This is a genomic window from Shewanella sp. SM95 (genome assembly GCF_025653595.1).
GTDB lineage: Bacteria > Pseudomonadota > Gammaproteobacteria > Enterobacterales > Shewanellaceae > Shewanella > Shewanella oncorhynchi.
This window is the reverse complement of sequence record NZ_JAKKSE010000001.1, coordinates 38,821-51,191: the sequence shown is the minus strand read 5'-3', so window position 1 is coordinate 51,191 and position 12,371 is coordinate 38,821. Positions and strand designations below refer to the sequence as shown.

Annotated in this window: 11 protein-coding genes; 5 read left to right on the top strand and 6 right to left on the bottom strand. The window is 44.0% G+C overall.

Translation table 11 applies throughout. The features are described 5' to 3' along the window. The first annotated feature begins 7 nt into the window (after positions 1–7). Entirely contained in the window at positions 8–1,300 is a 1,293-nt protein-coding gene (gene hemL / locus L5M29_RS00220; protein WP_263165603.1) for a glutamate-1-semialdehyde 2,1-aminomutase, read from the top strand. A 798-nt stretch (positions 1,301–2,098) separates the two neighbouring features. Next, positions 2,099–3,346 carry a sodium:proton antiporter NhaD gene (gene nhaD, locus L5M29_RS00215; RefSeq protein ID WP_028760859.1) on the top strand — a complete coding sequence of 416 codons (1,248 nt, stop codon included), beginning with the start codon at positions 2,099–2,101 and terminating at the stop codon, positions 3,344–3,346. A gap of 107 nt (positions 3,347–3,453) precedes the next feature. Here the strand turns inward: nhaD and L5M29_RS00210 are convergent, their stop codons facing one another. Together L5M29_RS00210 and L5M29_RS00205 are read right to left on the bottom strand one after the other, a co-directional pair. Next, entirely contained in the window at positions 3,454–4,536 is a 1,083-nt protein-coding gene (locus L5M29_RS00210) for a general secretion pathway protein GspB (RefSeq protein WP_263165602.1), read from the bottom strand. Beyond that, positions 4,536–6,209 carry an ExeA family protein gene (locus L5M29_RS00205; protein WP_263165601.1) on the bottom strand — a complete coding sequence of 558 codons (1,674 nt, stop codon included), beginning with the start codon at positions 6,207–6,209 and terminating at the stop codon, positions 4,536–4,538. The genes L5M29_RS00210 and L5M29_RS00205 overlap by 1 nt, the downstream gene beginning before the upstream one ends. Before the next feature lie 178 nt (positions 6,210–6,387). Here L5M29_RS00205 and L5M29_RS00200 point away from each other — a divergent pair, with 178 nt between their 5' ends. Then, positions 6,388–7,638, top strand: coding sequence for a multifunctional CCA addition/repair protein (locus L5M29_RS00200; RefSeq protein WP_263165599.1), 1,251 nt, complete (start codon positions 6,388–6,390; stop codon positions 7,636–7,638). Between the two features lie 233 nt (positions 7,639–7,871). Continuing rightward, positions 7,872–8,138: an Lpp/OprI family alanine-zipper lipoprotein gene (locus tag L5M29_RS00195; RefSeq protein ID WP_006080732.1), complete on the top strand. Its 267-nt coding sequence runs from the start codon at positions 7,872–7,874 to the stop codon at positions 8,136–8,138. A gap of 617 nt (positions 8,139–8,755) precedes the next feature. Here the strand turns inward: L5M29_RS00195 and L5M29_RS00190 are convergent. The 4 genes from L5M29_RS00190 to folB form a co-directional block, all read right to left on the bottom strand. Continuing rightward, positions 8,756–9,598 carry a putative RNA methyltransferase gene (locus L5M29_RS00190; protein ID WP_263165598.1) on the bottom strand — a complete coding sequence of 281 codons (843 nt, stop codon included), beginning with the start codon at positions 9,596–9,598 and terminating at the stop codon, positions 8,756–8,758. A 118-nt stretch (positions 9,599–9,716) separates the two neighbouring features. Then, on the bottom strand, positions 9,717–10,517 hold the full coding sequence (locus tag L5M29_RS00185) for an undecaprenyl-diphosphate phosphatase (RefSeq protein WP_263140552.1): 801 nt from the start codon (positions 10,515–10,517) through the stop codon (positions 9,717–9,719). Positions 10,518–10,535: 18 nt separating this feature from the next. Continuing rightward, the gene (gene folK / locus L5M29_RS00180) at positions 10,536–11,039 is read right to left on the bottom strand and encodes a 2-amino-4-hydroxy-6-hydroxymethyldihydropteridine diphosphokinase (RefSeq protein WP_113940689.1); all 504 of its coding nucleotides are present in this window, start codon (positions 11,037–11,039) and stop codon (positions 10,536–10,538) included. A 68-nt stretch (positions 11,040–11,107) separates the two neighbouring features. Continuing rightward, positions 11,108–11,458 (bottom strand): dihydroneopterin aldolase, encoded by a 351-nt coding sequence (gene folB / locus L5M29_RS00175; protein ID WP_105249889.1) that lies wholly within the window; start codon positions 11,456–11,458, stop codon positions 11,108–11,110. A 268-nt stretch (positions 11,459–11,726) separates the two neighbouring features. Between folB and plsY the strand changes: the two genes are divergently transcribed. Then, positions 11,727–12,338 (top strand): glycerol-3-phosphate 1-O-acyltransferase PlsY, encoded by a 612-nt coding sequence (gene plsY, locus L5M29_RS00170; RefSeq protein ID WP_113940690.1) that lies wholly within the window; start codon positions 11,727–11,729, stop codon positions 12,336–12,338. Positions 12,339–12,371 lie beyond the last annotated feature (33 nt).

Here is a 12,371-nt window from a genome sequence, read left to right as displayed (position 1 = left end):
ACTAAACATGACCCGTTCCGAAGCGCTATTTGAACAGGCTAAAAAAACCATCCCCGGCGGCGTTAACTCTCCGGTTCGTGCATTTAATGGTGTAGGCGGTTCGCCCCTGTTTATTGAAAAAGCTAACGGCGCTTATATTTACGATGCCGATGGCAAAGCTTATATCGACTATGTCGGTTCTTGGGGCCCGATGATCCTCGGCCACAACCACCCTAAAATCCGTGCTGCAGTATTAGCGGCGGTGGAAAATGGCTTATCTTTTGGTGCGCCAACTGAGCTTGAAGTGCAAATGGCCGAAAAAGTCATCTCTATGGTGCCTTCTATCGAGCAAGTTCGTATGGTGAGCTCAGGTACTGAAGCCACTATGAGCGCCATTCGTTTAGCGCGCGGTTTTACCAGTCGTGACAAGATCTTAAAATTTGAAGGTTGTTACCACGGCCACGCAGATTGCCTGTTAGTGAAAGCCGGTTCTGGCGCGTTAACGTTAGGTCAACCTAGCTCACCCGGTATTCCTGAAGATTTTGCCAAGCATACCTTAACCGCTGTGTATAACGATTTAGATTCAGTTAGAACCCTGTTCGAGCAGTATCCAACTGAGATTTCTTGCATCATCATCGAGCCCGTTGCTGGCAACATGAACTGTATTCCACCTGTCCCAGGTTTCCTTCAAGGCCTGCGTGATATGTGTGATGAGTTTGGCGCGCTGTTGATTATCGATGAAGTGATGACAGGTTTTCGCGTATCACTAAGTGGCGCTCAAGGTTACTACGGCGTCACACCAGACTTAACCACACTCGGTAAAGTGATTGGTGGCGGTATGCCAGTGGGGGCTTTCGGTGGCCGTAAAGATGTGATGCAATTTATCGCCCCTACGGGTCCGGTTTACCAAGCGGGTACGTTATCGGGTAACCCCATTGCGATGTCAGCGGGTCTGGCACAAATGGAAGCCCTGTGTGAAGAAGGTCTATACGAAGCACTGAGCGCGAAAACCAAACGTATTGCAGAAGGCTTTAAAGCTGCTGCGGATAAGCACGGTATTCCAATGGCGATCAACTATGTTGGTGGCATGTTCGGTTTCTTCTTCACGGAACAACCCGAGATCACTCGTTTCGATCAAGTGACCCAATGCAATATCGAACAGTTCCGTATTTTCTACCACGGCATGCTAGATGAAGGTGTTTACTTAGCGCCAAGTGCCTATGAAGCTGGCTTCCTGTCAATGGCCCATGGCGAAGAAGAGATGCGCTTAACCTTAGAAGCGGCAGATCGCGTATTGGCTAGCATGAAAGCGGCAAGCTAAGCCTAAGCTTTAGTATTTAAGCCGTTTAAACATAACAAAGGGACGCCAATGCGTCCCTTTGCTTTTATCCGATTTAATTAGCTTTGTGTCACTTTAATAACGATCAGACTTTTTAGAACCTAAAGCCGATTTAAATATTATCCCAGCCACCATGAATTGTAAGGTCAAATGGATATGCTCAATAACGTGCTAAGGCCAACCCATCACGCCCAGCGCAATAAGTTGCTTACCACAATACGTTAACTAAACGAGTGAGCCTAAAAGCAAAAGACTCCAGATAACAAATGTCATTTTCCTCTACTTCAAAAACACAATATCCAGTATTGATACCCAAACAAGCTCAAGACGCAGAATTCTGCAGGACTGAGTGCTAAGAGCACTCTACTTCCGAATGGCACTCATTCAAAAGGCAAGCATTAAAAATGCCTGCCTACATAGGCATGACAATTCAGGAATATCGACCTGAATAAAAATTAATTAAAGAATATGCAAACTAACTGCTTAGACTTTAATCGTAGATCTCACTTTTAACGCGGTAATCAAATCAAACAATACAGTTAATAACGCTAAAATAATCACAATAACCAATATATAAAACTAATTCGCAACCCAAAAGCATGAGATAGACATCACAAAGAAGCATTAAATTGAGTTACAGCTAACAGTTGCGTTCTCTAGCCCATTATGTTCTGATCCGCACGCGCTAACACGGCTAGCTTAATTTAGCCTTGATATGCCCAATCTTTAGGTTGACTCAAGTCGCCCTACGACATCAAAACAGCAGTTGGAATTGCAGTTATGTTAAATACCTTTCTCATCTTACTGGCCGTGCTCGCATTGCTCAGTATTATTTTCGAAGAAGTGACCCACCTTAATAAAGCAAAAACCACCTTATTCTTTGGTTGTATCTCTTGGGTAGCGCTGTTTATGGCTGCAGGGGAACCGGCTAATGAGAAAATCGTTGCCCATCAGCTCAATGAAAATTTGCTCGAGATTGCCACACTTTGGCTCTTTCTGATGTCGACCATGACCTTCGTAGCATATTTGAATGCTAAGGGTATGATCCAAATCATGGTGCAAAAGCTGTTTCCGCAGAAAGTATCAGTGCGTATGTTAATGATCCAAGTCGCCCTATTTGCACTCGTGCTCTCAGCATTTTGTGATAACGTCACCGCGACTTTAGTGTCTTTAGGTTTATTAACCACCTTTAAACTCGACAAGCAAATGCGCCGTAGAATGGCAGTGTTGATTATATTCGCGGTGAACTCAGGCGGTGTAGCCCTGATCACTGGCGATGTGACGACACTGATGATCTTCTTAGCTGGACATGTGCATATGTCTGAACTGCTGATGTTATTTATCCCATCGGCCGTGAGCGTGATTTTACTGGCAACCCTGTTCTCACTCAAAGCCGAAGGTGTTGTGAGCACGACGCCAATCAAACATACTTATCAAACCGTTGATGTATTGATTGCCCTCGTCTTCTTCTGCACCATTTTAATGACCATGCTACTCAACATATTGTTTGGTATCCCGCCAGTGTTAACCTTCTTAACGGGTCTATCAATTATGTTCCTGATTGGCCATACCACGCGCAGTGATAAAGAAGAAATCAAGATCCTAGAGTATATTCGCCAAGTTGAATACGACACCCTGTTGTTCTTCTTAGGTATTTTACTGCTCGTTGGTATGCTTAAAGAAATTGGCACCTTAGACATGTTGACTGAAGCTTATACTCAGTTTAATCCAAACATCTCTAACTTCGTCACGGGTATGGGCTCAGCCTTAATTGATAACGTACCGCTAACGGCGGCATTGTTAAAAGCCAATCCAGTGCTGAGTACTCCTGAATGGCTTGGCTTGACTTACAGCGTCGGAGTCGGTGGTTCACTGCTGATTATCGGTTCAGCATCAGGTATTGTAGCCATGAGTAAAGTGAAAGAACTGACTTTTGTGAGTTACTTGAAATATGTTCCTGCACTTTTCCTCTGCTACAGCGTCGGTTACGCACTGACCCTATTCTTAGCCAACAGACTGTTTGATTAAGTTGAGATTCACTAAGATCAAAAAAGGCGCCTAGTGCGCCTTTTTTATCAACTACTTATTCATTGTTACCACAAATAACCGCTAGCATGACTTATCGTAATACCTGATTAGATTGCGGGCACCTTAAACTGGGTTCCTTGAATATCTAATACTATGTCCCTTGGACGAATAGAGATGATTTTCAGCTTACCAGCAATCATATCCCCTTCTTGTAACTCGGCACCGTCTACATTCAGCCATCTCTGAGCGGGGTCGCTGGAATAAACATGAGCAACGATATTAAATTCAGGCACTTGTAATTGCAGACCTGCAGGTAATTGGCCGTATTTCGGAATTTCATCCGCAGCAGTTTTAGGAATAGGATCTAATTTAGCTTCAGTGACATTCGTCTCTGCAGCATTAACATATTCCACATCCTTTAATGCATTTTGAAAGGAAGCCACTAACTTATCTTCATCGCGACTTTTATTGGTCTCTAAACCGACATCTTCCGCCGCGGCACTGACTTGTTGACGCAGGGCTTCAAGACTCGCTAGACCCGACTCATTGGCATTAGCACCTAACATCATAGGCTGCTGTGCTTGCGTCTCTGCTGGCACAACCGCTTCCTGACTTGCCGCATCGACTTGGGCTGACGTCGACATATAATCTGCGTAGCTTGAATCACTAAAACCCGAATTGCTATCACTTTGAGCTGGCATGCCAACAGAATTGGTCGTTATATTCGCGCTAGCATTCATTTGAGGCGCATTTGATACTACAGTCTCAGCCTGAAATTGCGGCGATACCGTTAGCTCGGGTAAAGTCTGCGTCCGAGGAAGCGCCACTTTCCCAGCAAGCCGAACACCTGAAGCAGCACTGGGCTCAACTTGGAGCTCAGAGGCAGCTCCTACCGTAGACTGAAGCTCATTTTTAATCCCAGTCGAAGCTGGCAATGATGAAGTTGATGGCAGTATGTTAGCCACTGCCACAGTATCACTTTGGGGAGGTCGAGTTTTATCCCAAACGCTTAATCCCCAAGCCACACCAATTCCAGCGGCAACTGCAACGACTAATATAGACAGTTTTCCTATCGGCACACCCGATTTACGTGGCTGTGGATAATTCGCCCTTGGCGTCATCACAGCATCAGGTAACGGTGATTGTTGCTGTTGTTTATTGCGGGTTACGGCATCGAGTAAAATGGACATCAGCTGCGCGCCCCATCATCAGTTAACCGTGGGCCTTGCTGACTTAAATACAAATTTAATCTCACTAATGTTTGATTCCCTGCAATACCATCGGCTTTTAATCCATGCTGACTTTGGAAGGTTTTAAGATCATTTTCCAATTGCACATCAAATTGATTAACCCGACGGGGGCTACGACCATTCACATGGGCTAACGCATTCTCTAACCACTGTAATTGACCAGGACTCGATTTTTGACTGATATCCATCATAGGCAAATTAGGTGCTTGCCATAATATTTCGAAGGTGCCACTGAAATGTTGATTAAACCAAGCTCTATCAACCCAAAGTTGTTGCTCACCCAGTTGCATCAGTAATTGTTCCCCCTCTACCGCAAGCACTGCACCATAAAAATCTTGTTGCTTGTCATCAACCAAATACACGACAGCCGGATAATTAAGCCGAGTCAGTGACATCCAGTTACCCTGCTGCTGATAACAAGACAATCCTTGCTCAACCGCAGATTGGCAGGCGGTTAAACCTTTATACGGTACTTTGCCCCACACGCTAAACAAACCTGCAAAAGCAGTATCAATATTGCGACTCTGATTAATCGCATCATTAAGTAAGCGCTGATTGGGATCTGGAATTGACCCCTTACTGCTTTGCTGATCAACGGGTTGTACTAACTTGCTCATTCCTTCGGTCGCGCTCAAAGCTTGAGTGTTTGATGCAGCAACATTTGCTGACGCAGACTCAAGGACCATACTAGACGCTGACACGGCATTGACAGGCTTGTCGGTAAATAGCCAATAGGAAACACCAAAAGCTACAAATAACGTCGCAGCGGTCGCTGTCGGCCAAAGATACCTATTCTGAGTCGGCTCCTCTTCACCTAATACTTCAGCCGCAGCTTGTCTCACCATATGATGATCGATGGGCACCCGCGATTGCGCATAGCCCGCCATCAGCGAGCGTTCACATAAGAGGTTAATTAATCGAGGGATGCCGCCACTGTACTTTTGCAACACCTTAACGGCTTTGCGGGTAAACAAAGGTTCAAATCGTCCCGCGACTTGCAAGCGATGCAATACATAAAGCGCGATTTCATCTTCATTTAATGGTAGTAAATGGTAACGAGCGGTGATCCGCTGGGCTAACTGGCGCAGCTCTTGGCGCTTCAATAACAGCTGTAATTCTGGCTGACCGATTAAAATGACCTGCAGTAACTTCTTAGTGTCCGTCTCAAGATTGGTCAAAAGGCGCAGTTGCTCCAGCACTTCAGGGCGTAAATGCTGCGCTTCATCAATGATGAGCACGGTATTACGACCTTTGCTGTGATTGTCCAATAAAAAACGACTCAAGTGGTCGGTCAACTGCTTGAGTGTGGGATTGTCGCCGTAGGAAATCTTAAGTTCATCGCAAAGCGTGGCGAGTAACTCGAGCTCTGTTAGCGACGGATTAAGGATAAATGCGGTGTCGGTATTATCGGGCAATTGCCCAAGTAAACATCGAGATACTGTCGTTTTACCCGTGCCAACTTCCCCTGTTAGCAACACAAAGCCGCCCGTTTCCCCTAACCCGTAGGTTAAATGGGCCAACGCCTCTCTGTGCCTATCACTCAAAAACAAATAATGGGGATTGGGTGCAATCGAAAAAGGGTTATCGCTGAGTCCGTAAAAGGCCTTGTACATACCACCAATCATCCTAATTTAAAAATAACGCCCCACGTTAAAGCGTCCCAATGTTATTGTCAAAATATCCGCAACATCAATGTGACACATAAGTGCGCAAATATCTCGCGACGACTTTATCTATCACCTTAATGGGCATGATAAGCTATGTTTATGACACATTAGCCGAATCTTGCCTGTGAAAATATATCTCGTCGGCGGTGCTGTGCGTGACAGCCTGCTCAATCTCCCTATCAAGGACAAAGATTACCTCGTCGTTGGTGCGACTCCAGAACAAATGTTGCAACTGGGATACCGCCAAGTCGGTAAAGATTTCCCCGTATTTCTACACCCCAAAAATCAACAAGAATATGCTTTAGCCCGAACCGAACGAAAAATTGGTCTGGGTTATGGTGGTTTTAGCTGCCACGCCAGCCCTGATGTGACTTTAGAGCAAGATTTGTTGCGCCGAGATCTAACCATTAATGCGATCGCCCAAGATGAAAAGGGCAACTTATATGATCCTTTTAATGGTATTGAGGATATTAACGCGCGCCTGTTACGCCATGTGTCGGATGCTTTCGTTGAAGATCCACTGCGAGTGTTACGCGTCGCCCGCTTTGCCGCAAGGTTTCATGCCTTAGGATTTCAAATTGCCGCAGAAACCCTGGCACTGATGCGTCAAATTAGCACAAGCGATGAGCTTAGCGCTTTAACGGCGGAGCGAGTTTGGCAAGAAGTTGATAAAAGTTTAGGCGGACCTCACCCAGAAGTCTTTTTTGAGGTACTGCACCAATGTGGCGCACTCGAAGTCCTGTTCCCTGAAATTCACGCCTTATTTGGCATACCTCAACCTGAAAAATGGCATCCTGAAATAGATACTGGCGTGCATACCTTAATGGTGCTCGCTCAAGCCGCACAGCTCACTGGAGATAAAAGCGTTCGGTTTGCCGCCCTAGTACATGATTTGGGCAAAGCACTGAGCCCAAAAGAGCATTTACCAAAGCATCACGGCCACGGCCAAAAAGGCTTGCCACTCATAAAAGCCCTCTGTACACGTTTACGAGTACCGAATGAGGCACGCGATCTGGCGTTGCTCGTCAGCGACCAACATCAGAACGTCCATCAGGCATTCGAGCTCAGAGCCGAAACTATCGTTAAAATATTCGATAAAGCTGACTTTTGGCGTAAACCAGAGCGCTTAACGCAACTTATATTAGCTTGCACCGCAGATATGCGCGGCCGCACAGGATTTGAAAACATCCCATATCCTCAGGGAGAGTATTTAACTCAGTGCTTCACTGTCGCCAATAATGTCGATATTGCCGCCATCATTGCCACTGGTTTCCAAGGTGCAGAGATAAAACAAGCCTTAAATTTACATCGAGTTGAAGCCGTCTGTCAGTTTAAACAAAAAATGCAAACAAAACTGCCAACGGATAACCAGTAATTTGTAAAGGATTTGTAAGTCGTGCATCACTGCATGGTGAATAATGCCCCTTTTTACGATTAGAAATGTCGATATCACATAGAAAAAAAGCTTTTAAAAAAAATTTATATGCCTATAGTGGTTAAACACATTAATATTCGTAGCAAATTAAAATAGCTATGTCATAATTAGGCAGTTTCGCTTACAAAGTAACGAAACATTCAAATCCAACCTATTTTAAGGGATTTTTTACAATGAACAAAAAAGTACTGATGATTGCTGGTTTAGCAATGACTGCCCTACTAGGTGGTTGCGCGAACACTACTGCTCTGGAAGAAAGCGTTGCAACTCTGGGCAACAAAGTTGATCAATTGTCAGCTGATGTTGGTTCTCTGAAATCAGAGCAAAGCAAACTGTCTGCAGACGTTAAAGATGCAAAAGCAGCATCTATGGACGCACAAGCAGAAGCTAAACGCGCAAACGACCGTTTAGACAACGTTGCTTCTCGTTACAAGAAGTAATGAAAGGTAATTTAGCTTACTATTTAGTAAGTTAAGACAAAAGGCTTAAGAAAGATGAAAGCGATAAGCACATCAATCTAAGCCTTTTTTTATGCCTGCAATTCAAGATTGCCATGCAAAGAATAGCAAGTGCGGCAATACAAAATCGCTAAATTGATTTTAAACTTCCAAAGGCATGTTAAAGGCGATTCGCAAGTTAGCCTTGGCATACTTCTGTATAAACGAGTGCTATCCCTCTTTTAAATAAAGTCGCATTATTAATCTAAACTTCTCGTTTGCGTTTTTAAGCATCCCTAACAATCAGCCTCATTTATCATAAAAAATGTATTTATGGGAAATGAAAGCTATTAATTTAAAGCACAGCTATAGATAAAAAATCGAGGCTATATGGGAAACAAAGGCAATAAGAAGGTTGTATTTGTCACTGAACAAATAGGCCTAAAGTTAAAAATAATAACACCTTCAGCCTATCCAACATAAAAACAACATAAAAACAACATAAAAACGTCAAACAGAATCATAGACTTGAGTAATATAGCCTTTTAAAACATCAAAAAAACATCTAACTAAGCCTATGAATTGTCTTAAAATTAACCGCATCGACTGCAAGTTTTAACCTATAGCGATTCACTCACGCGTTTATGTGCTAAGACTAATACATAGTCAATTTCTAGCAACTCAAAATGATTAGCTTGAATATCGTGTTTCATCTTGTCAGTTGCACGCCACGCATAGGGTGCCATATCCAATAACGTTAATGCCTGCTCACCGGTAACAGATAAGGTGAAGCGCAGTGACTGAGTTTCTTTTACCAATAATGCTGAAGGTAAATTCACTTGGAAAGGTTTTTCAGCCAAGTCGGAATAAATATATTCTCTGAGTTGCCATAGATGTCGTGGCCCAGGCATAACCAGTAACATGGTCCCATCGTCTTTCAATACCCTGACAGACTCTTTTCCCTTTAACGGCCTATCAATAACAGTAATAAAATCCACACAATTATCGGCGAAGGGTAATTTTTTAGAAGAGCTTAAACACAAGATCCCAGGAGTCTGCGCTTTTGCTGCAGCAAAAATAGCATTTTCTGCGTCCGCTATACCTACGTACTGGACGTTTCGCGGATTTTCGACCTCTGCCAACTTGGAAGCTAAAGCACGCAAATAGAAGCCCTCAGCGCATTCATAATCCAATAAACAAGCGTCAGGCTTGATAGAGCCGGTGATTATCTCAGCCAATTTATCGATTAAAGGCGAAAAGATGCCTGATTCGAGAAGAAAACGCTTAGCCCTAACTTGCTCGCGCGAATCCCCTGTCGGCTTTTGGCGTTGTGGTTTAGTAAAAACCCAATAACCTTGCTCATTTCGATCAAAATGATGCTTATTTGCACAATAAAAACCTTGGGAGGCTTTGTGTTGTTTTAACGCAAGTCCGCAGGTTGGACACTGATATTCGAGACCCATATAAAGCTCCAAAAATAAGTTAAGCTTCAGAAAAATGAGGAAGCTCCAAAAACAAAAATCGGGTACTTGACCCGATTCTATTATTCATAATTTCACTATGATGACTAAGCTGGAATGACTACAAAAAAATAAATCCACACAGCACAGCACCCAGTGCCAAACGGTAAATAACAAACGGGGTCATTCCCATGCGGCTGATGATTTTCAAGAAATAATGAATACATGCATAAGCTGCAACAAAGGAAATCAAAGTGCCTAAGATCAATGCTTGATAATCAATTGGCAGCGCGCTTTCCGCCAAATCTTTACCCACTAAAATTGCCGCGCCTAAGCTCACAGGCACTGACATTAAGAATGAAAAGCGAGCCGCAGCATCTCGACTCAAACCTAGCATTAGCGCCGCGGTCATAGTGGCACCAGAACGTGAAGTTCCAGGGATTAAAGCAAGCGCCTGGGCGAAACCAATTAACAAGGCTTTGCGCCATCCAGTCTGATAGATTGTTAAATCGCGGCGCGACATCTTATCAGCCCACCACAGCAATAAACCAAAAACGACTGTCGTGACCGCGATAACCTCTGTATTACGTAGGTGAGTTGCAATAAAATCCTTAGCCATAAAACCAAAAAATACAGCGGGTAACGTCGCCAGAATAATCCACCATGCCAGCTTGCTGTCTTCGGATTGCTGACCTTTAAAAATGCTTGCAATCCAAGCATTAAACATAGTCCATAACTCGTGTCTAAAATAAATCACCACAGCAAATAACGACCCCGTATTCACCGCCACGTCGAATGACAAACCTTGATCTTCCCAGCCTAAAAGCTGAGCAGGCAGAATTAAGTGGGCAGAACTAGAAATAGGCAAAAACTCAGTTAGCCCTTGAATAAGCGCTAAAATAATGACCTGAAACGTATCCATGACAATCCTATCAATAAATTAAAACGTCAGCCCTTGGGGCCATTCAAACATCACAGGCCAAAGTCGCTGTGACTCTTTATCATACTCTTGCCACAAACTGGCATAGCTTTTATCAACCACAGGATGAATCAATTCCGGCGCTAACTCGGCTAATGGCCATAACACAAAGGCATTATTAACTATCTCTGCACGGGGGAGCGTAACGGGCGTTTCACATACCACATGGTCATAAAGCAGCAGGTCTAAATCTAAAGTTCTTGGGCTAAATTTCTTCGCCCCGACAAGCCGGCCGTGATTCTGCTCGATTTGCTTAAACTGCGCAACTACCGCAGCAATATTAAGGTCAGTTTCAGCACTAGCAACCATATTCAAAAAGTTAGTGCCACTAAAACCTACCGCTTCACTTTCATACATAGATGAGAGACGCAGTGGCCCAAAACACGCTCGCAGCGATATTAATCCCGCTTGCAGATGTTGTTCAGGCTCGATATTACTACCTAGACTGATATAAATACGTGCCATGCAATGTCCAATTTATCTGAAGATAAACATGATTTCTTAATCAACAGTCGAGTTGATCAAACTCTTATCTAACGTGAACGCTCTATCTCAACGCCAACAGACGCGGCAGTGGCTACTGCCCCCGGCTTCATCACGACAACTTTCACCCAAGTCACGTTAAATTCTTGAAGTAAACAATCCGCTACGCGCTCGGCAACCGTTTCGATTAACTCGATTGGATGCTCAGTAATAAGTTCTGTTAATCGATTGGAAACTGTCTCATAGCAAAGCGCATATTGATAATCGTCTGTCGCGGCGGCAGGTTTGTTATCCCACGCCATATCTAAATCTAGCAACAGGCTTTGATGGATTGTCTTTTCCCACTCATAGACACCAATCACAGTATCGACGCGTAATTGCCGTATAAGTACTTTATCCATGCTTTCTCCAACTAACTTACTACTATGAGGTCTGATAAGCTAAAAGCGATCCTAGCTGTATAATCCGCAATCTTCTGACAGATAACTAATTTGCTTTCTACTCGAGCCAATCCACAGTAGGATAACGCCCTAAAAGGATTTGCTCATTCAGAAAATATCTCAACCTCAAATGGGCGAGTTATTCCACAAACCTATAGCGGGATTGACAACTGAGTCAGCTTTTTAAATTGTTGCGCGATAATACCTTAAGACGCGTAAGGAAACCAATGTGAGTCCATTAACACTGACACTTTTGATGATTTTGGCCGCCTATTTGGCAGGTTCAATCTCGAGTGCTGTGCTGGTTTGTAGAATGAGGGGTTTACCCGATCCAAGATTACAGGGTTCAGGTAATCCGGGAGCTACCAATGTACTGCGAATTGGCGGCGCGAGTTCGGCTGCCATGGTGTTGTTTTTCGACATGCTCAAAGGCGCCCTGCCATCTTATTTAGCCTATCTGATGGGCATAGATGCAGTCTCACTCGGACTTATCGCTATCGCCGCCTGCCTTGGGCATATTTATCCCGTATTTTTTGGATTTAAGGGGGGAAAAGGTGTCGCAACAGCTTTTGGTGCTATGGCTCCCATTGGCGATGATTTAGCCATTTGCTTAATGGCATCTTGGATTGTTCTACTCTTAATTAGCCGCTACTCGTCCCTTGCAGCCATTCTGACGGCCTTACTTGCACCACTTTATACTTGGTTGTTAGACGACAGATTTACCATTCCCGTTGCCATGCTATCGACGCTTATCATTATTCGTCATAAAGACAATATCCAACGGTTACTTAAAGGTGAAGAGTCCAAAGTTTCACGTAAAAAAACGCCTAAAAAATCTTAATGTGACAACATTATCCCAATAAAAAACTGCGCT

Bases quoted from the DNA above. Each gene is read 5' to 3' on its own strand.
- hemL (WP_263165603.1), top strand. From the start codon at position 8: ATGACCCGTTCCGAAGCGCTATTTGAACAGGCTAAAAAAACCATCCCC.
- nhaD (WP_028760859.1), top strand. From the start codon at position 2,099: ATGTTAAATACCTTTCTCATCTTACTGGCCGTGCTCGCATTGCTCAGT.
- L5M29_RS00210 (WP_263165602.1), bottom strand. From the start codon at position 4,536: ATGTCCATTTTACTCGATGCCGTAACCCGCAATAAACAACAGCAACAA.
- L5M29_RS00205 (WP_263165601.1), bottom strand. From the start codon at position 6,209: ATGTACAAGGCCTTTTACGGACTCAGCGATAACCCTTTTTCGATTGCA.
- L5M29_RS00195 (WP_006080732.1), top strand. From the start codon at position 7,872: ATGAACAAAAAAGTACTGATGATTGCTGGTTTAGCAATGACTGCCCTA.
- L5M29_RS00190 (WP_263165598.1), bottom strand. From the start codon at position 9,598: ATGGGTCTCGAATATCAGTGTCCAACCTGCGGACTTGCGTTAAAACAA.
- L5M29_RS00185 (WP_263140552.1), bottom strand. From the start codon at position 10,517: ATGGATACGTTTCAGGTCATTATTTTAGCGCTTATTCAAGGGCTAACT.
- folK (WP_113940689.1), bottom strand. From the start codon at position 11,039: ATGGCACGTATTTATATCAGTCTAGGTAGTAATATCGAGCCTGAACAA.
- folB (WP_105249889.1), bottom strand. From the start codon at position 11,458: ATGGATAAAGTACTTATACGGCAATTACGCGTCGATACTGTGATTGGT.